This is a genomic window from Duganella margarita (assembly GCF_009857535.1).
Lineage (GTDB): Bacteria > Pseudomonadota > Gammaproteobacteria > Burkholderiales > Burkholderiaceae_D > Rugamonas > Rugamonas margarita.
This window is the reverse complement of sequence record NZ_WWCS01000018.1, coordinates 90,098-115,648: the sequence shown is the minus strand read 5'-3', so window position 1 is coordinate 115,648 and position 25,551 is coordinate 90,098. Positions and strand designations below refer to the sequence as shown.

Here is a 25,551-nt window from a genome sequence, read left to right as displayed (position 1 = left end):
GTGGCGACGCCGATGGCGGCGCTGGCGCCGTGCAGCCGGGCCTCGGCCGCCAGCACGTCCGGGCGCTGGCGCACCAGCTCGGAGGGCAGGCTCAACGGCAATTGCGCTGGCAGGGCCAGCGCCGCCAGCTCCAGCACGGGCGCGCGCCATTGCCCCGGGCTGACGCCGGACAGGCTGGCCAGCAGATGGTCGGCCTGGTCCTGCTTGTGCAACAGCGGCGGCACCAGCGCGCGGCTGGCCGCCAGCTGGCTGCGGACCGCCAGCACGTCGGTGTATGGCGCGATGCCGGCCGTCGCGCGCGCCTCGGCGATCGCCAGCTGGTCCTGCTGGCGCGCGATGAAGCGGCCGGTGGCCTCGATCTGCGCCCGGTAGGCGGCGCGCGCGATCAGGCTGTTGACCACATTGCCGGACAGCGTCAGGTAGGCGCCCTGCAGGGCGGCGTGCTGGGCGTCGGCCTGCGCCGCCAGCGCCTCGACCGCGCGCCGCTGGCCGCCGAACACGTCGAGCGCATAGCTGACGGCCACGCTCAGCGTGACCAGGTTGTACACGCCCGCACCGGCGCCGGCCGCGCGCAGCGGCGATTGGCGCTGGCGCTGCGCGCTCAGGCTCAGGTCGAGCTGCGGATAGAACACGCCGGCGCCGGCGCGCAGGCTGGCCTGGCTTTGCCGCAGGCTGGCTTCGGCCGCCTGCAGGCTGGGATTGGCGGCCAGCGCCGCGCCGAGCGCCGCGTCCAGCGCGGGCGCCTGAAATAACCGCCACCAGTCGGCCGCCACCGCGCCGCCGACCTGCAGCGCCTGCGCCGGGTCGGCACCGACCGTAGCCGGGGTGACGGCCAGATAGCGCGCCGCCGGCCGCACGAAATCGGGACCGGCGGCGCAGGCCGCCAGCAACGCCGACAGCGCCGACAGCGCCAGCGCTGTCCGGCATGACGGACGCGGCCGCCGGGCCGGCTTATTTGCGGCCCACATACACGTCCACCAGTTGGCCGGGATACAGCTGCAGCGCCGGCGGGCGCTGGAAGCGGAAGACCACCGGCAGCACGCGCAGGTCCACCCGCTCCTGGCGCTGGTCGGACAAGGCGATCTTCGGCCCGACGTAGGGCTGGATCCGCACGAATTCGAGCGGCACCCGGATGTTGGTGCCGCGTACAAACATCTGCGCGGCGATCTGGCCGGCGGGCGGAATGCGGCTGATCAGGATCTCGTCGATATAGCAGCGCACGCCCAGGTGCTGGTCGCCGCCGCCCATCACCAGCAGCGGCGCATAGCCCTGCGTGTAGGTGTCGTAGACGCCCTGGGACGAGGCATAGGCGCCGACCGCGGCGCGCAGCGCCAGCACCACGCCGTCGACCGGCGCCCGCACGGTGTAGCGCTCCAGCAGCGCGGCCGCGCTCTGCGCCGCCTTCTGGCTGGCCTCGTACTGACGCTGCTGGCTGTCGAGGTCGAAGCGCCAGGCGCCGGCGCGCAGCAGCGCGTATTGTTTGCCGGCCACCGCGCGGCTGGCCTGCGCCGCCGCCAGCGCGTTGGCGGCGTTGTCGAGCGCCTCGGCGCTGACCGCGCGCGCGTCGATGGCGGCGGCGCGCTGCTGCTTGGCCAGCTGGTCGCTGGCGGTCTTTTCGTTGGCCGCAGCCAGATCGAGCTGCGCCTGGGCCACCGCCAGCGTTTCTGCGCGCGGCTGCGCCCGTAGTTGCCGCCATTGCGCCAGCGCCGCCTGCGCCTGCGCCTGCTGCTGGCCGGACAGCGCGCGCTGCACCGTGTCGTCCAGCCGCAGCAACGGCGTGCCGGCCCGCACCCGCTCGCCTTCCCGGACCAGGATCTGGCGGACAGTGCCGGCCACCTCCGGATAGACGTTGACGTTGGCGCCGCTGGGCTGGTCGCTCTCGACGATGCCGTTGGCGTAGAGGCCATCGGCGTAGGGATTGGGCGCCGGCCGGAACACCGGCGGCTGGGCGCCGCTGTCGCCGCCGGACCACCAGGCGCCGGCCAGCGCCACGGCGACGCCCGCGCCCGCCAGCACGAAGATCAGGCGCCGGTTCATGGCGCCGCTCGCGCATGGGTGCTGAGCCGGCCGTCCTCCATCGTCAGCACGCGGTCGGCGAACTCGAAGATGCGCGCATCGTGGGTGACGATCAGGATGCAGCGGCGCGCCGTCAGCACGTCATCGCGCACGAAGGTCAGGATTTTCTTGCCGGTGTCGCCATCGAGCGAGGCGGTCGGCTCGTCCAGCACCAGCAGGTCGGGCTGGCCGACGATGGCGCGGGCGATCGCCACCCGCTGCTGCTCGCCGCCGCTGAGCTTGACCGGCGGCAGCTGCGCGCGGTCTCCCAGGCCGACGATGTCGAGGTAATGCAGCGCCTCGGCGAGGGCGTCGTTCCACGGCCGGCGCTTCAGGATCAGCGGAATGGCGACGTTCTCCGCCGTGGTCAGGCGCGGAAACAGGTGATAATCCTGGAATACGAAGCCGATGGTATGCAAGCGAAACTCGGCCAGCGCGTCCGGCGTCAGCCGCCAGATGTCGGTGCCGCCGAGCATCACCGTGCCGGCGCTGGGCCGCAGGATGCCGGAAATAATGCTCAGCAACGTGGTCTTGCCGCTGCCGGACGGACCGACGATATACAGCATCTCGCCGCAGCGCGCTTCCAGGCTGACGTGATCGACCGCCACCGTCCGGGTCTGGCCATCGCCGAAGTACTTGACGATGCCGCTGGCCTTGATCGCTAGTGTGTCCATGCTCGCTCCGCGCGGTGGTGGCCGCTCAGCGCCGCTCGACTTCGGGCAGTGCGGCCAGTTCGGCGTCGATGACGCGCCGCGGCTGCCGCAACAACAGCCGGCAGGCGAGGCGCAGCAGCATGCTTTTCCCCAGCTTGCGGCCGCTGGCCGCGCGCAGCGCGCGACGCAGCGCTTGCAGCGCCTGGTATTCGTCGGCGGAAAAGACCACCGTCCAGGCTAGGCGCCTGGCCAGCTTGCGCCGGGCGGCGCCAGCCAGCAGCCGCCGCCGGCCCTTCAAATTGCTGGTGGGCTTGCCTGCCTGCTCGGCGCCGCCCATCACCTGCGCGCCCGCCTTGGCGCGGCCGGATGTTGCCGCAGGCGCTGTATCGGAATTCATCACGTCCTCCAGATCGGAACACCCAGCATAATCGCGGCATCGCCGCGCACTCCAGCGCATTCCTAGATCCAGATCAAAGCCAGGGCATTCCGCAGCGCGCCGGCATGTGGCGGGAACTGCGCGCCGCGCGCCCGGTCCAATCCTCCATTCGCCACCGCCAAACCGACACCGGAGAGCCACCATGAGCAAGACCTTCGAACTGGCCAGAGACGCCTGGGGCGCCTATTTCGACACTGTCTCCAGGGGGCTGGCAGGCAAACAGGTCGACATCGAAATCGCCGCGCTCAGCCTGGGCAGCCAGGTGGCCGCCGCATGGCTGCCGGTGTTCGGCGTCACCTACGATCCGAAAAACGACCTGCTGGCCGTCATGGCCGACGGCCTGGACCACATGATCCGGCATCCGCGACAAATCTTCGTCGACAGCGACGGCGCCGAGCTGCACTCCATCCATGCGATCGACGGCGACGGCAACAGCCAGATCATCCGCTTTCGCTCGCCGCTCGGCTTGCCGGGCGCGGCGCCGGCCTGAGCGGCTGGCGTCACCGTCGCTCGCCCTACCGATAGGCCACTCTGGCGCGCAGTGCCACCTCGACCACAGTCCCGGCACCGGGTTTGCTGTCGATCGTCAGTGTGGCGCCGATGCGGGTGGCGCGCTCGCGCATGCCGGTCAGTCCCCAATGGCGCGCCCGCTGCGCGACCGGGAGCACGTGATCGTCAAAGCCCTTGCCCTGGTCGCGCACTTGCAGCGTGACGCCGGCGCTGTCGTGGACCAGCTGGACCCGCACCTGGTCACTGCCGGAATGGCGCACCGCGTTTGCCACCGCCTCGCGGGCGATGGCAAACAGCTCGTCCTTGACCTCGGCCTTCAGGGCGCGCCGCGGCCCCTGCTCGTCCAGCGCGAACGCCACGCCCTGCTGCTGGCAGGCCGCGCCGCAGGCGGCCTCCAGCGCCGGCGCCAGCTCGCCCTGGCAGACGGCGTGGACGCGCAGCTCCAGCAACTGGTCGCGGCCCTCCTCGACCACGGCGTCGGCGGCATCGAGCGCGGCGTCAATATGCTGCCGAACCGCGTCGTTCGGCGGCAGCGCCGCTTTGATACTGTTGAAGCGCAGGATCAGCGACTGCACGCCTTGCAGATAGGTGTCGTGCAGCGTACGGGCGATACGCTCGCGCTCGGCGGCGCGTACGTCGAAGCTGCGCTGCATGCGGCGCAACGCCTGGCGCAGCCGCAAGCGGTGGACGCCCCATGCCAGCAGCGCCACCAGCGCCACGCACAGCAGCTTGAACCACGCCGTTTGCACCAGCGTTGGCGGCACCACCAGCAGCACGCTGGCGCCCTCGGTGTTCCACACGCCGTCTTCGTTGGCGGCCAGCACGCGGAAGCGGTAACTGCCCGGCGCCAGCGTGGTGTAATACGCCGAACGGCGGTTGCCGGCCTCCTGCCATTGGGTGTCCACGCCTTCGAGCAGATAGCGGAACTGCACCCGCTGCGGCAGCGTCAGGCTCAGCGCGGTGTAATCGATGCGCACGCTTTCCGGCGATGGCGGCAGGTACACTTGCGGCTGCGCTGGCCGCAATGGCTGGGCCGCCTTGTCCGACCAGATCCCGGTGATATGCACCGGTGGTGGCGACGGATTGGTCGGGTAGCGCTGCGGGTCGAGCCGGTAAACACCGCTGCTGGTCGCAAACAGCAGTTCACCGGTGCTGAGCCGTGTCAGGCGCGGCGTGGATGACTCGTTGGCCGAGATCCCGCGCACGCCGTCGTTGAAATTGAACTGGACGACGCGCACCGCATAGTCCGGCTCCTGCATCGCCCGATCCATTTCTTTGGCGTCAATCGCCTGCAGGCCTTGCGAAGAATTGATCCATACCCGGCCATCGGGCGCCACCAGCACGCCCTTGACACCGGAAAAGCGCGCCTCGTTGGCGCCCTTCAGCGATCGGAACACCTTGCCGTCAAACCACATCAGACCCGGTAGACCGCCCACCAGCACGCCATTGCGATACGGCGTGATGGCATCGATCTCCCCCAGCTTCAGCCCTTCTTTCGCGCCCAGTTTGGTTACCTTGCTGCCCTCCAGCTTGAACACCACATTGTCAACCGTGGCGAACCAGAGGCGGCCAGCCGTGTCGGCCGCCATGCTCACCACCACCGCTTTGTCCAGCTCAGACAAGCCGCCCAACGCGGCCCAGGCGCCATCCTTGAGCCGGAACACGCCGCTGCCGGCAAACGACACCCACAGGCCGCCGTCGGCATCCATCACCATATCGAGAATGGCTATGAAGCGACGTTTGCCGAGATCGGCTGGTGGTGGAATGTGCACACGCTGCTTGCCGTTGACCTGCCACAGGCCGTCGCGTGCCCCGCTCCATACCTGGCCGCGCGGATCGCGATAAAGCGTCATCACCAGCGTGGCGTCGCCGGCGCCCGGGCCATAATGCAGCGGCGCGGCGCCCAGCGCGGAATAGTAATACTGGTCGATCCAGACATCGCCATGACTGCCGGCCAGCAAGGGGGGGCCAAAGGTCAGCATCGGCGCCAACTGCAGCTCCTGCACGCGGCGGGAACGGAACTGATCCAGGCCTTCGGGGGTCGCAATCCAGATATTGCCTTCATGGTCCTGGTGTAGCGCCGAGACCGACGTACCGGTCAGCCCCTGCTGCGCGGTAAATTCGCGCACAACGGGCTTGCCGCCCTCAAACGTCACCTGACGCACGCCCTCATGCGCCGCAGACCATAGATTGCCCGCATGGTCGAACATGAACTTGATGGTGTCGGCCATCGACATATCCGGCACTGCGGCCTTGAGGTCTGGCGGTGCGTACACCAGCTGCATGCCGTGACCGCCGGGCTGGGATGCCCACACCCGGCCATCCGGTGTTTCCGCCAGCCGGCCGGCAACGTGCTGTTCCGCCACCTTGGCAAACACCCGTGCGCCGGGCGGGCGCGAGAACAGGCCGGCAGGACTCAGCAGCCAGAAAGTGCCACGCCGGTCCTGCATCAAATCGAGGGCCAGGAATTTGGCCGGCAGGCCAAGCGCCGCATTGGCGTCGGTCCAGCGCCTGGCGCCCGGTTCCAACTGGGCGATGCCGCTAGACGTGGCAACCCATAAGCGCCCGTTGGCTTCCTGCACCACTTTGTACACCGCAGCACGCGGCAGGCCGTCTGCCTTGTCGTAGGTTGTCGACACATCACCCTGCAAGAGCGCCAGTCCACCACCGGTAAACGACATCCACAAGCGGCCGTCGGCAAGGCGTCCCATGGCCAGAATCCCGCTGCTGAACAGGCTGCCGGAGCGCGGCTGGTACAGCTCGAATTGGGCGCCGTCAAAACGATAGAGTCCATCCCCGGTGCCGAGCCACAGCCAGCCGTCGTCGGTCTGTTCAATGTCCTGGATGTTGGGCGGCGCGCCATCGCGGGCAGTCCATGCCGTGTGCTGCATGTCGATCAGCCCTGGCGGCCGGCCCGGGACGGGCGCAGCGCCGGCGGGCCGCAGACCACCCAGCGCCAGCCAGGCCGTGACTGCCACTGCCAGGATTGTTTTCATGGTTATCGTCAAGGTGTGTGGGGTGGGAAAGCTCCTTTTCATTATGCCAATCTAATTCCCCGGACGGCGAGGCCTACCCACATTGGGGGAACATCGTTGCGTTAGCTAAAATTTACAATTGCACCGGGAGTCGTTCACGCGCCGCGTTCCAGTTTCTACAATTCAAGAACCTTAAACCCGGTCTTATTTTATCGAGGACGTCACCATGAACCCTTCCCGCACACTTGGCCACAGCCTGGCCGCCTTCAGCTTGGTGGTACTGGCCCACACCGCGCAGGCCGCGACCGCCGCCGCACCAGCAGCCAATGTCGCCAGCACCGCCAGCGTCAGCTACCGCACCGTCAAGGTCGATGGCGTGAATATCTTCTACCGCGAGGCGGGACCGAAGAACGCGCCGACGCTGCTGCTGCTGCACGGCTTCCCGACCTCGTCGCAAATGTTCCGCAACCTGATCCCGATGCTGGCCGACCGCTACCACATCATCGCGCCGGACTATCCAGGCTACGGCCAGTCCGACATGCCGCCGATGGACAAGTTCGAATACAGCTTCGACCACCTGGCCAGCATCATCGACAAGTTCACCACCGCCGTCGGCGTCTCGCGCTACGCGCTGTATGTACAGGACTATGGCGCGCCGATCGGCTACCGCATCGCCGCCGCCCACCCGGAGCGCGTCAGCGCCATCGTGGTCCAGAACGGCAACGCCTATGACGAGGGGCTCGACAACGACTTCTGGGTGCCGGCCAAGAAATACTGGGCCGCTAAAACGGAAGCCAATGGCAAGCCGCTGCGCCAATTGTTCGAAATGCCGGCCACCAAGTGGCAGTACTCGGAAGGCTACCGCGACCAGACCCACATCAGCCCCGACGCCGCGACCATCGACCAGGCCTTGATGGACCGTCCGGGCAACAAGGACATTCAACTGGAAATGTTCTACAGCTACGGCACCAATCCGGGCCACTATCCGGAATGGCAGGCCTACTTCCGCAAGCACCAACCGCCGATGCTGATCGTCTGGGGCAAGAACGACAAGATCTTCCCGGCCGCCGGCGCCCATCCCTACCTGCGCGACCTGCCGAAGGCGGAACTGCACCTGCTCGATACCGGCCATTTCGCGCTGGAAGAAGACAGCGCCGTCATCGCCGGCCTGATGCGCAAATTCCTGGCGCGCACGCTGAAGCCGTGATAGCCCGCACCGTCAACCAGCACAGGAGCAAGCATGACAGCAACCACTGAAACACGGCCGCCGCTGCCGCCGTTTAACCACGCGTCCGCGATCGAGAAAGTACGCCTCGCCGAGGATGGCTGGAATACGCGCAATGCCGAAAAAGTCAGCCTCGCGTACACCCCGGACAGCCGCTGGCGCAACCGCGCCGAGTTCGCCAACGGCCGGCCGGAGATCGTGCAACTGCTGACGCGCAAGTGGGCCAGGGAGCGCGAGTATCGCCTGATCAAGGAATTGTGGGCATTCGGCGAGAAGCGCATCGCGGTGCGCTATGCCTACGAGTGGCACGATGACTCGGGCAACTGGTTTCGCTCGTATGGCAACGAGAACTGGGAGTTCGATGAGCATGGTTTGATGCAGCGGCGCTTTGCCTGCATCAACGATTTGCCGATCACCGACGCCGAGCGAAAATTCCACTGGCCCCTGGGGCGTCGGCCGGATGACCATCCCGGCCTGACTGAACTGGGCCTGTAGGCTGCGCCGGCGCGCGGCGCGGCGATCGCCGTGGGTGGGGTACTCCATCGAGGTATTGAGCTTGTGTTGTGACTGCTGTAGGCTTGCCATTTAGTCACGACAGACCCCGATGTACCCCACCCGCATGAACGCTTACCAGCCGCTACCGATCACTATTCTCACAGTGGATGACCATCCCCTGTTTCAGCAGGGCATCGCCAGCGTCATCGCCAACGAAGCGGACCTGTACCTGGTCGGCCAGGCCGCCAACGGCGCGGAGGGCATCGCGTTGTTCCGCGAAAAACGCCCTGCCGTGACCCTGATCGATCTGCAAATGCCCGACATGAGCGGGATTGACGTCATCGTCGCCATCCGCGCCGAATTCCCCGCCGCCCGCATCGTGGTGCTGACCACGCTGGAAGGCGATGTCAACGCCGCGCGCGCCATCAAGGTCGGCGCGGTCGGCTATCTGTTCAAGAGTTCGGTGCGCAAGACGCTGCTGGAGACCGTGCGCCACGTCCACGCCGGCGGCCAGTGCATTCCACCCTCGCTGGCGCACGCCTTGCTAGCGACCCGCAACGGCAATGCGATCACCGGGCGCGAAGTCGATGTGCTCAAGCTGGTCGCCAACGGCAACTCCAATGTCTCCATCGCCGAGGCCTTGAGCCTCTCGCCCGAAACCGTCAAAGGCTACGTCAGCAGCATCCTGCTAAAGCTGCAGGCGCGCGACCGTGCCCATGCGGTGATGATCGCCCTGCAACGCGGCATCCTCAGTCTCTGATTTCCCCCTCTGTTGCAGCTCCCCCCATTACGGGGGGAAACGCGCCACCATCTTTCCACCGCACTGCGATAAAGCGATAAAAATCGGTCAAACTTGCTTTTATGGATTCGGTATCCCTGCCAATCAATCTACAGAAGCCAAGTTATGGATCAGATACATCTCATGCAAGTCTTTGTTGCGGTGGGCGAGCAAGAAAGCTTTGTCGGCGCTTCGCGGCGGCTGGACTTGTCGCCGGCGTCCGTGACGCGCGCCATCGGCGGGCTGGAGGCGTTGCTGGGCGTCCGCCTGCTGCGCCGTACCACGCGCAATGTCCGGCTCACGGAAGTGGGACGGCGCTACCTGAGCGATAGTCGCGAGATCCTGGCCAGCATTGCCGAAGCCAACGAGGTCGCCGCCGGCGGCAATGCCGCGCCCAAGGGCGAACTCTCGGTCACCGCGCCGGCCGGTTACGGACGCCTGTTCATCATGCCCTGCATCGTCGAGTTCCTGAAACGCTATCCCGAGGTTGAAGTCTCCGGCCACTTCCTGGACCGCGTCGTCAACCTGGTGGACGAAGGCATCGACGTGGCGGTGCGGATCGGCAACCTGCCGGACTCCAGCGCAAAGGGGCTGCGTGTCGGCCAGGTGCGGCGGGTGCTGTGCGCCTCGCCGGAATACCTGGCCCGGCACGGGGTGCCGCAGTGTCCCGCCGACTTGCAGCGGCATACGGTGGTCGCGACCGCAGGCGTGGCGCAGAGCGTGGAGTGGAAGTTCGGCGGCGCCGGCAACCGCACCTCGGTGCGGATCAAACCGCGCCTGACCGTCACCAGCAACGATGAAGCGATCGAGGCGGTGCTGGCCGGACTGGGGATCTGCCGCCTGATGTGCTATACGGTCGGCGCCGCGCTGGCGGAGGGCCGTCTGAAAATCATTCTCGCCGAGCACGAGGAAGCGCCGCTACCCGTCCACATTTTGCACCGGGAAAGCCAGTTCGGATCGCCCAAGGTGCGCCACTTCATCGACTTGCTGGCCGCGTCCCTGCGCACGCACCCGTACATGAATCACGCTGGTTAATACTAACGAAAAAGGAAACGATATGAACACTGGTAGCTTAGCTAAAAAAGTATCGGTAGTGCTGGTGCATGGCGCGTTTGTCGACGGCTCCGGCTGGCAGACGGTGCATGCGATCCTGACGGCCCGCGGGTACGAAGTGCTGGTGGTGCAGAACCCGACGCTCACGCTGGAAGGCGACGTCGCCGCCACCGAACGCGTGATCGCCCAGGCCCGCCATCCGGTGGTACTGGTGGGCCACAGTTATGGTGGCGCGGTCGTCACCGAGGCCGGCGACCATCCCAAGGTCATCGCGGTAGTGTACCTGGCGGCCTTCGTTCCCGACGTCGGGGAGTCGGTGGCCTCGCTCAGCGCGCAGCCGGCGGAACCGGGCGAAGCCACAGCGCCGGTGCTGCCGCCGCAGGATGGCTTCCTGATGGTCGATCCCGAGCGCTTTCCCGACGCGTTCGGCGCGGATGTCGGCCTGGAGCGGACGCGCTTCATGGCGGCGTCGCAAGTGCCGTGGGGACTGGGCGCGGTGACGGCCACGGTGACGCGCGCCGCGTGGAAAAGCAAGCCGGCCCATTACCTGGTTGCGGTGGACGATTTGATGATACCGCCCCGGGCGCAGCGCCACATGGCCAGCCGGGCCGGCGCCCGTACGGCCGAGATTGCAAGCAGCCATGCGGTGATGCTGGCGCGGCCGTACGAGACAGCCACGTTTATCGAAGACGCAGCCCGGCAGGCGGACTGACATGCGCACCGCTTACACCACCCCGCCGGCCACCCGCCATCGCTTGGCCAGCATCGCCGGCCTGAACATCTTTTACCGTGAAGCCGGGCCTGCCGACGCGCCGGTCGTGGTGCTGCTGCATGGCTTCCCCAGCTCGTCGCACATGTTCCGCAACCTGATCCCGGCGCTGGCCGACCGTTACCGGGTGATTGCGCCGGATCTGCCCGGCTTCGGCCTGTCGGACATGCCGTCGCCGGCGGCATTCCCGTATGGCTTTGCGGGCTTCGCGGACATCGTCGATCACCTGCTGGTCCAGCTGGGCGCCGAACGCTACGCGCTCTACGTGATGGATTACGGCGCGCCGGTCGGCTTCCGCCTGGCGCTGCTGCACCCCGAGCGGGTAGCGGCGCTGGTCATCCAGAACGGCAACGCCTACGAGGACGGCATGGGCGACTTCTGGGCCACCACGCGCGCGCTGTGGGCCGATAACAGCGAAGCCAACCGCGACGCCATGCGGCCCTTCCTGCAGCTCGACGCGACCCGTTTCCAATATGTGGCCGGGGTGAAGGACGAGTCCCGGATCGATCCGGCCGCCTGGATCCACGACCAGTTTTTCCTCGATCGTCCCGGCAACGACGCGATTCAGCTCGCCATCATGTACGACTACCGGACCAACGTCGCGCTGTATCCGGCATTCCATGATTATTTCCGCGCCGCGCAGCCGCCGGCGTTGATTCTATGGGGCGCCAACGATCCGATCTTCCTGCCAGAAGGCGCGACCGCCTTCCTGCGCGACCTGCCGCAGGCAGAACTGCATCACCTCGATACCGGCCATTTCGCACTGGAGGACAAGCTGGACGAGATGGTCCCACCGATCCGGGAATTCCTCGGACGCCATTTACTCAAATAAAGGAGAATCACCATGCAAACCACCTCAACCACCAAAGCCAGCGTGCTGCCAACCGGCGGCGGCGCCCGGCTGCTGGACCCGGCCGACACCCTGGTGCTGCTGCTCGATCACCAGTCCGGCCTGTTCCAGACCGTCAAGGATATCGCGGTCGCCGACCTGCGCCGCAACGTGTCGATGATCGCCCGCCTGTGCACCTTGCTGAACATTCCGGTGATCACCACCGCGTCGGAACCGGCCGGCAGCAACGGCCCGCTGATGCCGGAAATCCACGAGCTGGCGCCGCACGCCGTCTACGTGCCGCGCAAAGGCGAAGTGAACGCCTGGGACAATGAAGACTTTGTCGCGCAAGTGCGTGCCACCGGCCGCAAAACGCTGGTGATGGCAGGCGTCTGGACCAGTGTGTGCGTGATGTTCCCGGCGCTGGACGCCGTTGCGGCCGGCTACGATGTGTATGCCGTCATCGACGCCTCCGGCGACCCCAGCGACATGGCGTCCCGCGTCTCGCTGGCGCGCTTCGTGCAGGGCGGCGTCAAGCCGACCTCCACCAACGCGTTGCTATCGGAACTTCACCGTACCTGGGCGCGTCCGGAAGCGGCCGACCTGGCGCAGCTGTATGCGCTGGTCACGCCGAATTATGCGGCCGTGATGGAGAGCTACGCCCGCGCGCAGCAGGCCGCCAGGGACGCACGTTAGAACAGCGAAGGAGCTTGCTATGGCATATGGATTCATGGATATTGCACGCACCCCGAGCGTGCAGGCCGCACAGGCGGAGATGGGTGCAGATCACCTGTGGGCCGATTTCAGCGGACATCGCGACTTCGATCGCTTCAGCGACCAGGAGGCTGAGTTCATTGCCCAGCAAGATACCTTGTACCTGGCGTCGGTGTCGGAAACCGGCTGGCCTTACGTCCAGCATCGCGGCGGGCCGCCGGGTTTTCTGAAAATGCTGGACCACCAGACGCTGGCCTTTGCCGACTATCGCGGCAACCGGCAGTACATCAGCACCGGCAACTTCAAGGCCAGTGACCGCGCCTGCATGATCCTGGTCGACTATCCCCGCCGCGCGCGCCTGAAGATTTACGCGCACGTCGAAACCCTGGCGCTGGATGCCGATCCGCTGCTGACGGAGCGCGTATTGGACAAGGGATACGGGGCGAAGCCGGAACGGATCTTCAAGTTGCGGCTACAGGCGTTCGACTGGAACTGCCCGCAACACATTACCCGGCGCTTCACTGAAGCGCAGATTGCCACCGTGGCGCAACCGTTACGCGAGCGCATCGAGCAGCTGGAGCGTGAGAATGCTGCGCTGCGGGCAAAACTCAACCTTTGAAGGCGAGGAAGATCATGGGGTCAGAGGCAGCGATCAAGGTAATGGTCTTGCATAGAGAGCCATTTGTCGCAGCGGGTCTGGTGGACATGCTGGGCAGGCAGGACGACTTTACATTGGCGCCCTCGCCTGCCCCGGCCGGCCGGCAGGATGGGCTGGCGCCATCCGGGACGGACGTCGTGGTGGCGGATTATGAGGCCGCGCTGGCGTTGCTGGCTATCGCCCAAGGCCAGCGCGGCCGGCACGCCGGCTCGGCCAGGGTGCTCATTCTGAGCGGGCGCGAGACCGAATCGGAAATCCGCCATGCGTTTGCATGCGGCGCGCACGGCTATCACATTCTCGGCGGCACGTCCGACCAGCTGTTCGAAGGCGTCCGCTCAGTACACCGGGGCGTCCGCTATGTCTGCCCGGTCGCCGCGTGCCGCCTGGCCGACAGCATGACCGGGCGCGGCCTGACCGGACGCGAGAGCGATGTGCTGCGGCTGGTCACCGAAGGATGCTGCAACAAAACGGTCGCCCGCCGGCTGGCGATTGCGCCCGACACCGTCAAGACCCACATGAAAGCAATTTTTCAGAAACTGGAAGCGAACAACCGCACCGAGGCGGCCGCTGTCGCGGAACGTCGTGGCCTGTTCAAGCAGCCTGGCGCCAGACTTTAACGCAGCTGAGCGGCGCGCGGTCCTGACGGGAGAGAGCGAAGCCGGGGCGACCAACTGTGCGCCCCATGCCTCTTTAGTCAGCCATCTTCACTAGCCTGCCATCCCCGGCCCGCGCGTAGTTTTTAAAGAAAGCCCACATCACGTCATTGTCGGCGAGCCAGCTGTGTCCTCCTCCCTCGGTAATGTAGGCGGTGACCACGGCATTATCCCGGCAGCCTTCATAGCGTTCCTGATAGAGGGCTGGCGAGATTGTTTTCGTGACCGGGGAAGTCTGGCAGTGATTCAGCATGGCCCATCGGATCTCGGCGGAACGCATCGAGTACTGCCAATATGGCGCGCCGCCGCCTTCCATTGGATTGACGGTATCTTTGTTTCCAGCGAAGGCGATGATCGGCAGGGGTGAGTCTGGCTGGCAGCTCGCGGGGTCGGGACGGGCCGGATCTGACTTGAGCGGTGTTCCAGCGCGCAGACCCACCACCGGCGCGATGGCCGCAAAGCGCGTCGAGGCAACGCAGCCCAGCCAGCTGGTCATGCGTCCGCCGCCGGAGATGCCGGTGGCGTAGACCCGGCTGCGGTCAACGCTGCCTTGCTTGACCAGTGCGTCCAGGATGGACAGCATGTATTTGACGTCATCCCTGTCGCCTGCGCCGGGAGGCTTGCCACTGACTGTCGCGACGCCCGGCACATTCCACGCAAATCCTTTGCCGAGATGAATTGCGCCGGTCGGCGCCGCGATGATAAAGCCATGTTTGTCAGCGGCTGCTTTCAAACCGGAGTTGCTTAATATGGAGAGCCCATCTCCCGAGCTTCCGTGGAGCAGGAATACCAGCGGCGCTTTCACGCCCGGCTTGACCGACGCGGGACTATACAGCGCGACTGGCAACTCGCCGGGCACCTCGAATTGCTGTACCGTCTGTGCCATTGCTTGCGCTGCCAATCCAAGGGATAAGGCTGCGAATGGCGTGGCGAAGCGCTGGTATGCTGTCATGTGCTGTTCTCCGGGTTCAGTGCGCGCAAGCCTAGCATATTGCGGCGCCTAGATGGCGGCCCCGCCGGTCCCGCAGCGTCCCTCCCACTGATTACTTGGTCCAGAGTCTTGCTTGCTTACCAGCCAGCGCAGGCCGAAGCGTCCAATAGCGCGGCATGCGCGTGGAGAATGCAAAAAGGGCAGCCACATGGCTGCCCTTCTTCATTTTGGAGCGGGAGAAGAGTCTCGAACTCTCGACCTCAACCTTGGCAAGGTTGCGCTCTACCAACTGAGCTACTCCCGCATGGAGCTTTGGAGGCGAGGATCGGAGTCGAACCGACCTAGACGGCTTTGCAGGCCGCTGCATAACCGCTTTGCTACCTCGCCAGAGGAAACTTTTTACTGCAAGACCACAGCGGGGTTACGCGCTGCAATCCAGAATTCTGGAGCGGGAGAAGAGTCTCGAACTCTCGACCTCAACCTTGGCAAGGTTGCGCTCTACCAACTGAGCTACTCCCGCATGGAGTGTTGCTATTTTTACTGCGCCAGCCGGTTTCCGGGGAAACTGGAGCGGGAGAAGAGTCTCGAACTCTCGACCTCAACCTTGGCAAGGTTGCGCTCTACCAACTGAGCTACTCCCGCATTTGGAGTCCAGCATCTTAGCAGGTGACTGCTGTTTTTGCTAGTACTACTTGTTTTCGATGACTTCGTTTGGAGCGGGAGAAGAGTCTCGAACTCTCGACCTCAACCTTGGCAAGGTTGCGCTCTACCAACTGAGCTACTCCCGCTTTGCTGCGTTGTCATCAACAACAGGCCAGCATTATAGAGGATCTATGCCGCCTGTCAATGCCCAAATCTTTGCTCAATAAAAATATTGTTTATACGGTTACAGCTGGCCCGACTTTTCCTTGATCAGCGGCCACGCCAGACGCAGGTAGTAGAACATCGACCACACGGTCAGCACCGCCGCCACTTCCAGCAGGCGCGAACCCCAGAACTGGGTGTCGAGCGCGCCCCACAGCACGTCATGGAACAGCAGCAGCGGGATGGCCATCATCTGCGCCGTGGTCTTGATCTTGCCCAGCGAGCTGACCGCCACCGACTTGGAGGCGCCGATCTGCGCCATCCATTCGCGCAGCGCCGAAATGGCAATCTCGCGGCCGATGATGATGAACGACAGCACGGCATTGGCGCGGTCCAGCTGCACCAGCACCAGCAAGGCGCCGGCCACCATCAGCTTGTCGGCCACCGGGTCGAGGAAGGCGCCGAAAGCCGAGGTCTGGTTCCAGCGCCGGGCCAGGAAGCCGTCGAACCAGTCGGTGATGGCGGCCACGATGAACACCAGCGTGGCCGCCAGATTCTGATCTGCTACCGGCAGCATCGTGGTGGGAAGGTAGTAGACGCCCACCACCAGCGGAATCAGCGCAACGCGCAACCAGGTCAACAGGATCGGAATATTGAAGGGCATAAGCTAAAAGTGATGTGCGGCGATGAAATTTTGTAATGCGCCGCTAGTCTACCTTGACCCCGCGCATTAAACCAGCACCGTTGCACGCGCCGCCGCCATCAATGCAGCTGCTTGTAGATTTCCTCGGCCAGCGCGCTGGAAATGCCTTCAACTGTTTTCAGATCTTCCACGCTGGCGTTGACTACGCCGCGCAGGCCGCCGAAGCGCGCCAGCAGGCGCTGACGGCGTTTGGCGCCAATGCCTTCGATTTCCTCCAGGCGCGAGGTCTGCCGCGTTTTGGCGCGCTTGGCGCGCATGCCGGTGATGGCGAAGCGGTGCGCCTCGTCGCGGATCAGCGCCACCAGCATCAGCGCCGCCGATTCCTTGCCCAGCTCCTGCGACGGCCGGCCGTCGACGAACATCAGCGTCTCCAGGCCGACGCGCCGCCCTTCCCCTTTGGCGACGCCGACGATCAGGCTGATGTCCAGCCCCAGTTCGGCGAACACCTGGCGCGCCATTTCGATCTGGCCCTTGCCGCCGTCGATCAGCACCACGTCCGGCATCACGCCGTCGCCGTTGGCCACCTTTTCGTAGCGGCGGAACAGCACCTGGCGCATGGCGGCGTAATCGTCGCCCGGCGTAATGTCGTTGATGTTGTAGCGGCGGTATTCGCCATTTTGCATCTGGTGGTGATGGAACACCACGCATGACGCCTGCGTGGCCTCGCCCTGCGTATGCGAGATGTCGAAGCACTCGATGCGCAGCGCGTCGATGTCTTCCGGCTCCAGCTGCAAGGCCTCGACCAGCGCGCGCGTGCGCGATTGCTGCGAGCCCTGCTCCGACAGCAGCCGCGCCAGCGAGATCTCGGCGCCCTTCTGCGCCAGTTCCAGCCATTTGCGGCGCTGGTCCTGCGGCTGGAAGATCAGGTTGATGCGGTGGCCGCACTGTTCCTGCAAGGCCTGGATCAGCGCCGGGTGGTTGAATTCGATATTCAGGATCAGCGTGCCGGGAATGAACTTGTCGGCATAGTGCTGCGCCAGGAAGGCGGCCAGCACCTCGACTTCGATCGGATCTTCGGCAATCGCCTCGGCGTCGCTGACGTGGGTCGGGAAGTAGGCGCGGTCGCCCAGGTGACGGCCGCCGCGCACCATCGCCAGGTTGACGCAGGCGCGCCCGCCCTGCACCAGCACCGCGATGATGTCGACGTCGGCGTCGCCGGTGGTCTCCATGCTTTGCTGGTGCAGCACGCGCGACAGCGACTGGATCTGGTTGCGCACCGATGCCGCCTGCTCGAATTTGAGGTCGGCCGCGTAGGCGTGCATTTTCTTCTCGAGGTCCTCCAGCACTTCGGACTGGCGGCCGCGCAGGAAGCGCGCGGCGTTGTCGACATCGAGCTTGTAGTCTTCCTTGCTGATCAAATCGACGCACGGCGCGCTGCAGCGGCCGATCTGGTGCAGCAGGCAGGGACGCGTGCGGTTGGCGTAGACGCTTTCCTCGCAGGTGCGGATCTGGAATACCTTCTGCAAAATCTGCATCGATTCCTTGACTGCCCACGAGCTGGGGAAAGGGCCGAAGTACTGGTTCTTCTTGTCGACCGCGCCGCGGTAGTAGACCATGCGCGGCGCATCGCCGCCGGTGATCTTCAGGTACGGGTAGGATTTATCGTCGCGGAACAGGATGTTGAAGCGCGGCGCCAGCGCCTTGATCAGGTTGTTCTCAAGGATCAGCGCTTCCGCCTCGCTGTGGGTGACGGTGGTCTCCAGCCGCGCAATGCGCTCGACCATCATGGCGATGCGCGGGCTGGCCAGGTTCTTCTGGAAGTAGCTCGATACGCGCTTCTTCAGGTCGCGCGCCTTGCCGACGTAGAGCACATTGTCCTCGGCGTCGAAATAGCGGTACACGCCCGGCAGGTTGGGCAGCTTGGCGACCGTGGCCAGCACCTGTTCGCGCGGGTCCGGCGTGATGTTTACTTCGTTAGTCAATTCTCACCTCAAGCCGCTACGCCGTCATTCCCGCGTAGGCGGGAATCCATGCTGAGCAGGCGTTCTATGGGTTCCCGCCTGCGCGGTAACGACGCAACTCTAGTTTGCTTGTTCAACGATGACGAAGGCGACGGCGTAGTCCTCTTCGTCGCTGACGGTCACCTGGGCCGACAGCTTATGCTTGTCCATGAATTCTTTCAGCACGCCGCTGCAGACGATCATCGGCTTGCCGCTCGGATGATTCAGCATCTGCGCGGCCGGCCAGGTCATCGGCATGCGGATGCCCAGGCCGATGGCCTTGGCGAAGGCTTCCTTGGCGGCGAAACGGGTCGCCACGAAGCGGATGCCGCGCACCGGATGCTTGGCCTTGCGCGCCAGGTACTTCTCCATCTCCTGCGGCCCGAGGATCTTTTTCGCAAAGCGGTCGCCGTGGCGTTCCAGCGCCGCTTCAATGCGCGGAATCTTGCAGATGTCGGTGCCGATGCCGTAAATCACAGCGTGCGTCCGATGCGGGTCGAGACCATGATGGCCTTCATTTCGCGCACGGCGTTTTCCCAGCCGACGAACACCGAGTGCGCGACGATGGCGTGGCCGATGTTCAGTTCGGCGATTTCCGGAATCGCGGCAATCGCCTGCACATTGGTGTAGTGCAGGCCGTGGCCGGCGTTGACCTTCAGGCCTTTGCCGACGCCATACAGCACGCCGCGGTGGATGCGTTCCAGTTCGGCCGCCTGCTCGGCGCCTTCGGTGTCGGCATAGCGGCCGGTGTGCAGTTCGATCACCGGGGCGCCGAGAGCGGCGGTGGCGTCCATCTGCGCCTCGTCAGCGTCGATGAACAGGCTGACGCGGATGCCTTCGGCTTGCAGCTGCTTGACCGCGCGCTCGACGGCGTTGAAGTTGCCGGCCACATCGAGGCCGCCTTCGGTGGTGACTTCGGTGCGTTTTTCCGGCACCAGGCAGACGTCGGCCGGCTTGATCCGGCAGGCGAAGTCGATCATCTCCTGCGTGACGGCGGCTTCCAGGTTCATGCGGGTGATCAGCTGTGGCGCCAGCGCGATGACGTCGGCGTCCTTGATGTGGCGGCGGTCTTCGCGCAGGTGCAGCGTGATGCAGTCGGCGCCGGCCTGCTCGGCCAGCAGCGCGGCGCGGATCGGGTCCGGGTATTTGGTGCCGCGCGCGTTGCGCAGGGTCGCCACGTGGTCGATGTTCACGCCAAGGTCGATGATGGTGCCGGACGGTTGCAGGAAGCTCATTGTTTTTTCTCTTATAACTGGATTTATAGCTGACTAAGATCGATCAGGATCTGGCGGGTGTTCAACGGCGCGCCATTCAGGTGGTGCGCCACCAGGAAGCGCATCAGCTGCTTGCTTTGGGCTTGCGTGGCGATGTCTTCGTAATTTTCACATTCCATGTCGAGCAGCGTCTTGCCGGCCACGCGCGGCCACGGGTCGGCGGCGCGTTCGGGACGCGGGCCGCGCTCGGGATCGACCACGTAGGTGACGCCGGCCTGCACCGCGCGGCGCGTTTCCACGCAGCGCGCCAGGTCGGCGGCCACGCCTGTCTCTTTAAGTAAGGCCCGTTCGAATTTTCTCAAGACGATGGACGCCGGCTCGTTGTGCGCCAGCTGGTTGAGCGTGGAGACGTAATGGTCGAACAAGGCCGGATGGGCGTCGTCGCGCGCCAGCAGCTTGACCAGCAGTTCGTTCAGGTAGAAGCCGCACAGCAGCGCGGTTTTCTCCAGCGGCAGCATGCCGCCCACCCATTCGGCGTCGGTTAGCGTGCGCAGTTCGGATTTGCCGACCCAGCTGCTGGACAGCGGCTGGAAGGTTTGCAGCACACCGCGCAGTTGCGAATGCGGCCGCTTGGCGCCCTTGGCGATCAAGGCCACGCGGCCGAAGTCCCGCGTGAACAGGTCGATAATCAGGCTGGTTTCTTTGTAGGGATAGCTGTGCAGGACGAAGGCCGGCTGGCCGGCGACCTTGGTGCCGATGGTGCGCTCGCGCGACAGCGCGCGCGGTCGCCTGGCCGGCGCCGGCGTGACGACCGGTGCGGCAGGCACGTCCGCCTCCGCCGTCACCGCCGCTGGCGGTGCGTCCAAGGTGGCGTCTGGCGTGGTGGACATGCTGGCGATGGGTTACTCGTAGCCGTAAGCGCGCAGGCCCGCTTCGTTATCAGCCCAGCCGGATTTGACCTTGACCCAGATTTCCAGGTACACCGGACCGCCGAACAGCTTTTCCATGTCGAGACGCGCCTGCGTCGACACTTCCTTCAGGCGCGCGCCCTTGTTACCGATGATCATGGACTTGTGGGTGTCGCGTTCCACCAGGATGGCGGCAAACACGCGGCGCAAGTCGCCCTCCTGCTCGAATTGTTCGATCAGCACGGTGCTGGTGTACGGCAGTTCGTCGCCGACAAAGCGGAACAGCTTCTCGCGCACGATTTCCGACGCCATGAACTTCTCGCTGCGGTCGGTGATGTCGTCCGGGCCGAAGATCGCTTCGTTTTCCGGCAGCAGGCGTTTCAGTTCTTTTTCCAGGCCGTCCAGCTGGAAGCGCAACTTGGCCGATACCGGCACGATGGCGGCGAAGTTGAACTTGGCGGCAACCTGCTGCGCAAACGGCATCAGCGCGGCCTTGTCCTTCACGCGGTCGGCCTTGTTGATCACCAGGACCACCGGCACTTCGGTCGGCAGCAGGTCCAGCACTTGCTGGTCGGCCGGGCCGAAGGTGCCCGCTTCGATAACGAACAGGATCAGGTCCGACGAAATCAGCGTGTTGGTGACGGTCTTGTTCAGCGTCTTGTTCAGCGCATTGGCGTGACGGGTCTGGAAGCCCGGCGTATCGACGTAGATGAACTGCGCGTCGTCATAGGTCTGGATGCCGGTGATGCGGTGGCGCGTGGTCTGCGCCTTGCGCGAGGTGATGCTGACCTTGGCGCCAATCAGCGTATTCATCAGCGTGGACTTGCCGACGTTGGGGCGGCCCACAATGGCGATATAGCCGCAACGGTAGTTGCTGGCGGAGGTCGTTTCGGTTGTCATGGTAATTCTCTTTTATTTGTTGGCGGCCTTGGCAGTCGGCGACGGTGCGTCGCTGCTCTGCACGGTGGCAATGCCGGCCAGCTTCAGCTGGGCGGCGCGCGGCTTGGACTTGCGGGCGGCGGCCGGCGCTTTCTGCACCGCCACCTCGGCGGCGGCCAGGGCCAGCTTGGCGGCCGCCTGCTCGCCGGCGCGGCGGCTGCCGCCACGACCGTAAACCTGGATGCCGAGCTTGGGCACCAGGCATTCAATCTCGAACTCCTGGCTGTGCGCGGCGCCATGGGTGGCGATCACGTTGTACAGCGGCAGCGAGATTTTCTTCGCCTGCAGGAATTCCTGCAGCAGCGTCTTGGCGTCCTTGCCCAGCGTTTGCGGATCGACCGAATCGAGGATCGGGATGTAGAACGAGCGGATCGCGGTGCGCGCCGGCTCGAAGCCGCCATCGAGGAAAATGGCGCCGAGCAGCGCTTCCAGCGTATCGGCCAGGATCGAAGGCCGGCGGAAGCCGCCCGATTTCAATTCGCCCTCGCCCAGGCGCAGGAACTGCGACAGTTCCAGCTTCTGGGCGATTTCAAACAGCGACTGCTGCTTGACCAGGTTGGCGCGCAGGCGCGACAGGTCGCCCTCGTCGATGTCCAGATACCGGTCGTACAGGATGGACGCCACCACGCAGTTGAGGATGGAGTCGCCCAGGAATTCCAGCCGCTCATTATGCACACTGCTGTGGCTACGGTGCGTCAAGGCCTGCTGCAAAAGACCAGCATCCTGGAACGTGTAGCCTAAACGAGTTTGCAATAACTGGAGATTCATTATGTGATCGGTTCTTTATTCGGTTTTCGCGGGGGTGGCGCCACTTTTGGCGGTGGTGCCTTCATACTCAAGCAGCAAGCTGGCCGGTCCGACCAGCGGGATTTTCTTCTCGTAGGCGAAACTGATATCGGTCTCGCCGTTGTTTTTTTCAATAATCAGGTCACGGCTACTGATCGAACTGATATAGCCGGCGGTGGCGCTGGCGTCAAACGACTTCTGGATCTCGATCACGCCGCCGCCGGTGGCCTTGGCGGTGACGATGGCGTTCTTGATCGCGCGGTATTCCATGTAGGTCGGCACGATCTTCAGGCCCAGCATCAGGACGAAGCCCAGCGCCGCCAGCACCACGATCAAGCCTACCAGCGAAATCCCCTGCTGTCGTTTGTGCATCTTAGTCCTTTTTAATGGATGCTACCGATACGGCGCAGATTACCCAGGTTCATCCAGACAAAGAATGCCTTACCGACAATATTCTTGTCCGGTACGAAGCCCCAGTAGCGGCTGTCCGCGCTGTTGTCGCGGTTGTCGCCCATCATGAAGTAGTTGCCCGCTGGAACTGTGCAGGTAAAGCCTTCATAACGGTAGGTGCAGGCATCATTATGCGGGAACGGCAGCACATTATCGCGATTGTAGGTCGGCGCGGCGGCGTTGTTCAGGATACGATGGCTGACGCCGCTCAGGTTTTCCTCGAACTGCTTGTTATACACAAGCTTTTCGTCTTCCAGGTAATCGTCCAGCGCGGTGTACTTCACTTCCACGCCATTGACGGTTAAGCGCTTGTTTTCATACGTGATTTTATCACCCGGCACGCCGATCACGCGTTTGATGTAATCCTGGCTCATGTCCATCGGATATTTGAACACCATCACGTCGCCGCGCTGCGGGTCGTTGATCTGAACGATCTTCTTGTTGAGCACCGGCAGACGAATGCCGTAGGTGAACTTGTTCACCAGGATCAGATCGCCCACCAGCAGGGTCGGCACCATCGACGACGATGGAATCTTGAACGGCTCATACAGGAACGACCGCAGGCAGAACACCAGCGCGATCACCGGGAAGAAGCTGCCCGAGTATTCGATCCAGGTCGGCTGGCGGAGAATGCTGGCTTCCATCTCGGCGCGCTTGCCCTGGTTGTCCAGCTTGATACCATCGGCAGTGGCCTTGGCGTTGCGGGCATCGTACTCGGCCAGCGCGCGGTCGGCGGCGGCACGGCGCTGCTTGGCCAGGTAGAACACGTCCAGACACCAGATCACGCCGGTGATGACCATCAGCACGAACAGGATTAATGCAAAGTTCCCTAAAATGACTTGCAGGCTCATTTCTCGTCCACTTGTAAGATTGCCAGGAATGCTTCTTGTGGAATCTCCACCGAGCCCACTTGCTTCATGCGTTTTTTACCGGCCTTCTGCTTCTCCAGCAGTTTCTTCTTGCGGCTGACGTCGCCGCCATAGCACTTGGCCAGCACGTTCTTGCGCAATGCCTTGACGTTTTCACGCGAGATGACGTTGACGCCGATGGCGGCCTGAATCGCCACGTCGAACATCTGGCGCGGGATCAGTTCGCGCATTTTCGCCGCGACCTGGCGGCCACGGTAAGCCGAATTCGAGCGGTGCACGATGATCGCCAGCGCATCGACCTTCTCGCCGTTGATCAGCATGTCGACCTTGACCACGTCGGCCGGGCGGTATTCCTTGAACTCGTAGTCCATCGACGCATAGCCGCGCGAGGTCGACTTCAGCTTGTCGAAGAAGTCCAGCACGATCTCGCCCATCGGCATTTCGTAGACCAGCTTGACCTGGCGGCCGTGGTAGCTCATGTCCATCTGCACGCCACGCTTGCCGATACACAGCGTAATCACCGAGCCGACGTACTCTTGCGGCATGTACAGGTTGACGGTCACGATCGGTTCGCGGATCTCGTTGATCTTGGTGGTGTCCGGCATGCGCGACGGATTGTCGACCTTGATGACGGAACCATCGCGCAGCTCAACCTCGTAGACCACGGTGGGCGCGGTGGTGATCAGGTCCATGTCGAACTCGCGTTCGAGACGTTCCTGCACGATCTCCATGTGCAGCAGGCCGAGGAAGCCGCAGCGGAAGCCGAAGCCCAGCGCCTGCGACACTTCCGGCTCGTACATCAGCGCGGCGTCGTTCAGCTTGAGTTTTTCCAGCGAGTCGCGCAGTGCGTCGTACTGGTTGGCTTCGACCGGGAACAGCCCGGCGAACACCTGTGGCTGCACTTCCTTGAAGCCTGGCAGCGGCGCGGCGGCGCCGTTCACCGCGTGGGTGATGGTGTCGCCCACCTTGGCGGCCTTCAATTCCTTGATGCCGGCGATGACGAAGCCGACCTGGCCGGCCGACAGCTGCGGCAGCGAGAACGAGCGCGGCGAGAACACGCCGACGTCTTCCACCAGTTGCAGCGAGTCGGTCGCCATCAGCTTGATTTTTTCTTTCGGTTTCAGCGTGCCGTTGACCACGCGCACCAGCATCACCACGCCCACATAGGCGTCGTACCAGGAGTCGACGATCAGCGCCTGCAGCGGCGCGGCCGGGTCGCCCTTCGGCGGCGGCACTTTGGCAATGATCGATTCCAGCACGTCTTCCACGCCCAGACCGGTCTTGGCCGAGCACTGGACGGCGTCGCCGGCTTCGATGCCGATCACGTCTTCGATTTCCTGGATGGCGTTCGGCGGATCGGCGTTCGGCAAGTCGATCTTGTTAAGCACCGGCACCACTTCCACGCCCAGGTCGAGCGCGGTGTAGCAGTTGGCCACGGTCTGGGCTTCCACGCCTTGCGAGGCGTCGACCACCAGCAGCGCGCCTTCGCACGCCGACAGCGACCGCGACACTTCGTACGAGAAGTCGACGTGGCCGGGCGTATCGATCAGGTTCAGGTTGTAGATGATGCCGTCACGGGCCTTGTATTGCAGGGCGGCGGTTTGCGCCTTGATGGTAATGCCGCGCTCGCGTTCCAGATCCATCGAATCGAGCACTTGCGCCTCCATCTCGCGGTCGGACAGGCCGCCGCACAGCTGAATAATGCGGTCAGCCAGCGTCGATTTGCCGTGGTCGATGTGGGCGATGATGGAGAAGTTGCGTATGTTGTTCATTAACAAATATTCAAAAACGGGTTTGACACGACGAGCCCACAATACAAAAAAGCGCTCCGAACGGGGCGAAGCCCTGGCGAGCGCCTTGTGGAAATATACTTTACCCCGGCATTTTACCGGATTTCAGAGTGGAAAGCCCGATTTATGCCATGGGGCATGCACTTGGCTTAGGTTTTTAGCACTTTCTGGACCTGGGCCTCGTCCAGGAAGTAGTGGCACAGCTCTGGCTGGGACAGATCGGCGAACAGCACGGGCACCAGTTCGTCGTATTTGGCCAGCAAGGACGGATCATCGGACTGGTCGATGTCGATGACGTCGACGGTAAAGGTCTGGCCCGGCGGCTGGAGACGCATCAGCGCGTCCAGCATGTCCTGGCATAAATGGCAATAACTGCGCGAATACAGGGTAAATTTCATGATCCCCGTCGTTCCC

General features: G+C 64.2%; 27 protein-coding genes and 5 tRNA genes. 10 read left to right on the top strand and 22 right to left on the bottom strand.

From position 1 onward, the window contains the following. The 4 genes from GTP55_RS23220 to GTP55_RS23205 form a co-directional block, all read right to left on the bottom strand. On the bottom strand, positions 1-968 hold a 968-nt coding region (locus tag GTP55_RS23220), incomplete at its 3' end, for an efflux transporter outer membrane subunit (protein WP_161047182.1). Further along, a complete protein-coding gene (locus tag GTP55_RS23215; RefSeq protein WP_161047181.1) occupies positions 952-2,037 on the bottom strand; it encodes an HlyD family secretion protein in 1,086 nt (361 codons plus the stop codon). The genes GTP55_RS23220 and GTP55_RS23215, both read right to left, overlap by 17 nt. Beyond that, positions 2,034-2,729, bottom strand: a complete 696-nt coding sequence (locus GTP55_RS23210) for an ABC transporter ATP-binding protein (protein WP_161047180.1) — start codon at positions 2,727-2,729, stop codon at positions 2,034-2,036. Before GTP55_RS23210 ends, GTP55_RS23215 begins: the two co-directional genes overlap by 4 nt. A gap of 25 nt (positions 2,730-2,754) precedes the next feature. Next, positions 2,755-3,105: a hypothetical protein gene (locus tag GTP55_RS23205; RefSeq protein WP_161047179.1), complete on the bottom strand. Its 351-nt coding sequence runs from the start codon at positions 3,103-3,105 to the stop codon at positions 2,755-2,757. A 181-nt stretch (positions 3,106-3,286) separates the two neighbouring features. On the opposite strand from GTP55_RS23205, the gene GTP55_RS23200 reads away from it, so the two are divergent. Then, a complete protein-coding gene (locus GTP55_RS23200; RefSeq protein ID WP_161047178.1) occupies positions 3,287-3,634 on the top strand; it encodes a DUF5335 domain-containing protein in 348 nt (115 codons plus the stop codon). 25 nt (positions 3,635-3,659) lie between these two features. On the opposite strand, the gene GTP55_RS23195 is transcribed toward GTP55_RS23200, so the two are convergent. Then, the gene (locus GTP55_RS23195; RefSeq protein ID WP_161047177.1) at positions 3,660-6,650 is read right to left on the bottom strand and encodes a sensor histidine kinase; all 2,991 of its coding nucleotides are present in this window, start codon (positions 6,648-6,650) and stop codon (positions 3,660-3,662) included. 205 nt (positions 6,651-6,855) lie between these two features. Between GTP55_RS23195 and GTP55_RS23190 the strand changes: the two genes are divergently transcribed. The 9 genes from GTP55_RS23190 to GTP55_RS23150 all read left to right on the top strand — a co-directional run bounded on the left by GTP55_RS23190 (position 6,856) and on the right by GTP55_RS23150 (position 13,767). Further along, the gene (locus GTP55_RS23190) at positions 6,856-7,836 is read left to right on the top strand and encodes an alpha/beta fold hydrolase (RefSeq protein WP_161047176.1); all 981 of its coding nucleotides are present in this window, start codon (positions 6,856-6,858) and stop codon (positions 7,834-7,836) included. A 33-nt stretch (positions 7,837-7,869) separates the two neighbouring features. Continuing rightward, entirely contained in the window at positions 7,870-8,349 is a 480-nt protein-coding gene (locus GTP55_RS23185; protein WP_161047175.1) for a nuclear transport factor 2 family protein, read from the top strand. A 109-nt stretch (positions 8,350-8,458) separates the two neighbouring features. Then, entirely contained in the window at positions 8,459-9,109 is a 651-nt protein-coding gene (locus GTP55_RS23180; RefSeq protein ID WP_229258126.1) for a response regulator, read from the top strand. A gap of 162 nt (positions 9,110-9,271) precedes the next feature. After that, positions 9,272-10,162: a LysR family transcriptional regulator gene (locus GTP55_RS23175; RefSeq protein WP_308494746.1), complete on the top strand. Its 891-nt coding sequence runs from the start codon at positions 9,272-9,274 to the stop codon at positions 10,160-10,162. A gap of 22 nt (positions 10,163-10,184) precedes the next feature. Then, positions 10,185-10,892, top strand: coding sequence for an alpha/beta fold hydrolase (locus GTP55_RS23170; RefSeq protein ID WP_161047173.1), 708 nt, complete (start codon positions 10,185-10,187; stop codon positions 10,890-10,892). A gap of 1 nt (position 10,893) precedes the next feature. Beyond that, the gene (locus tag GTP55_RS23165; protein WP_161047172.1) at positions 10,894-11,781 is read left to right on the top strand and encodes an alpha/beta fold hydrolase; all 888 of its coding nucleotides are present in this window, start codon (positions 10,894-10,896) and stop codon (positions 11,779-11,781) included. 12 nt (positions 11,782-11,793) lie between these two features. Then, on the top strand, positions 11,794-12,474 hold the full coding sequence (locus GTP55_RS23160) for an isochorismatase family protein (RefSeq protein ID WP_161047171.1): 681 nt from the start codon (positions 11,794-11,796) through the stop codon (positions 12,472-12,474). A 19-nt stretch (positions 12,475-12,493) separates the two neighbouring features. Beyond that, on the top strand, positions 12,494-13,111 hold the full coding sequence (locus tag GTP55_RS23155; RefSeq protein WP_161047170.1) for a pyridoxamine 5'-phosphate oxidase family protein: 618 nt from the start codon (positions 12,494-12,496) through the stop codon (positions 13,109-13,111). A gap of 47 nt (positions 13,112-13,158) precedes the next feature. Next, positions 13,159-13,767 carry a response regulator transcription factor gene (locus GTP55_RS23150; RefSeq protein ID WP_161047169.1) on the top strand — a complete coding sequence of 203 codons (609 nt, stop codon included), beginning with the start codon at positions 13,159-13,161 and terminating at the stop codon, positions 13,765-13,767. Between the two features lie 73 nt (positions 13,768-13,840). On the opposite strand, the gene GTP55_RS23145 is transcribed toward GTP55_RS23150, so the two are convergent. The 17 genes from GTP55_RS23145 to GTP55_RS23065 all read right to left on the bottom strand — a co-directional run bounded on the left by GTP55_RS23145 (position 13,841) and on the right by GTP55_RS23065 (position 25,535). After that, complete coding sequence (locus GTP55_RS23145; protein ID WP_161047168.1) at positions 13,841-14,755, bottom strand: CE1 family esterase; 915 nt, start codon at positions 14,753-14,755, stop codon at positions 13,841-13,843. Positions 14,756-14,962: 207 nt separating this feature from the next. Continuing rightward, positions 14,963-15,038: transfer RNA gene (locus GTP55_RS23140), tRNA-Gly, on the bottom strand. Between the two features lie 9 nt (positions 15,039-15,047). Next, positions 15,048-15,121: transfer RNA gene (locus tag GTP55_RS23135), tRNA-Cys, on the bottom strand. Between the two features lie 57 nt (positions 15,122-15,178). After that, a tRNA-Gly gene (locus tag GTP55_RS23130) sits at positions 15,179-15,254 on the bottom strand. Positions 15,255-15,300: 46 nt separating this feature from the next. After that, positions 15,301-15,376: transfer RNA gene (locus GTP55_RS23125), tRNA-Gly, on the bottom strand. A 70-nt stretch (positions 15,377-15,446) separates the two neighbouring features. Then, positions 15,447-15,522 (bottom strand) — tRNA-Gly (locus GTP55_RS23120). 98 nt (positions 15,523-15,620) lie between these two features. Next, the gene (gene pgsA, locus GTP55_RS23115; RefSeq protein WP_161047167.1) at positions 15,621-16,202 is read right to left on the bottom strand and encodes a CDP-diacylglycerol--glycerol-3-phosphate 3-phosphatidyltransferase; all 582 of its coding nucleotides are present in this window, start codon (positions 16,200-16,202) and stop codon (positions 15,621-15,623) included. Between the two features lie 98 nt (positions 16,203-16,300). Continuing rightward, entirely contained in the window at positions 16,301-18,163 is a 1,863-nt protein-coding gene (gene uvrC / locus GTP55_RS23110) for an excinuclease ABC subunit UvrC (RefSeq protein WP_161047166.1), read from the bottom strand. Positions 18,164-18,262: 99 nt separating this feature from the next. Beyond that, positions 18,263-18,658 (bottom strand): holo-ACP synthase, encoded by a 396-nt coding sequence (gene acpS, locus GTP55_RS23105; protein ID WP_161047165.1) that lies wholly within the window; start codon positions 18,656-18,658, stop codon positions 18,263-18,265. Then, on the bottom strand, positions 18,655-19,416 hold the full coding sequence (gene pdxJ / locus GTP55_RS23100; RefSeq protein WP_161047164.1) for a pyridoxine 5'-phosphate synthase: 762 nt from the start codon (positions 19,414-19,416) through the stop codon (positions 18,655-18,657). The genes acpS and pdxJ overlap by 4 nt, the downstream gene beginning before the upstream one ends. A gap of 23 nt (positions 19,417-19,439) precedes the next feature. Continuing rightward, complete coding sequence (gene recO, locus GTP55_RS23095) at positions 19,440-20,285, bottom strand: DNA repair protein RecO (RefSeq protein ID WP_161047163.1); 846 nt, start codon at positions 20,283-20,285, stop codon at positions 19,440-19,442. Between the two features lie 12 nt (positions 20,286-20,297). After that, positions 20,298-21,203 carry a GTPase Era gene (era, locus tag GTP55_RS23090; protein WP_110848724.1) on the bottom strand — a complete coding sequence of 302 codons (906 nt, stop codon included), beginning with the start codon at positions 21,201-21,203 and terminating at the stop codon, positions 20,298-20,300. A 12-nt stretch (positions 21,204-21,215) separates the two neighbouring features. Next, a complete protein-coding gene (gene rnc, locus GTP55_RS23085) occupies positions 21,216-22,010 on the bottom strand; it encodes a ribonuclease III (protein WP_161047162.1) in 795 nt (264 codons plus the stop codon). 15 nt (positions 22,011-22,025) lie between these two features. Next, positions 22,026-22,400, bottom strand: coding sequence for a DUF4845 domain-containing protein (locus GTP55_RS23080; protein ID WP_161047161.1), 375 nt, complete (start codon positions 22,398-22,400; stop codon positions 22,026-22,028). 11 nt (positions 22,401-22,411) lie between these two features. Further along, entirely contained in the window at positions 22,412-23,329 is a 918-nt protein-coding gene (lepB, locus tag GTP55_RS23075; protein WP_161047160.1) for a signal peptidase I, read from the bottom strand. Continuing rightward, positions 23,326-25,119, bottom strand: a complete 1,794-nt coding sequence (gene lepA / locus GTP55_RS23070; RefSeq protein WP_161047159.1) for a translation elongation factor 4 — start codon at positions 25,117-25,119, stop codon at positions 23,326-23,328. The genes lepB and lepA overlap by 4 nt, the downstream gene beginning before the upstream one ends. A gap of 167 nt (positions 25,120-25,286) precedes the next feature. Further along, positions 25,287-25,535: a glutaredoxin family protein gene (locus tag GTP55_RS23065; RefSeq protein ID WP_161047158.1), complete on the bottom strand. Its 249-nt coding sequence runs from the start codon at positions 25,533-25,535 to the stop codon at positions 25,287-25,289. Between the last annotated feature and the right edge of the window lie 16 nt (positions 25,536-25,551).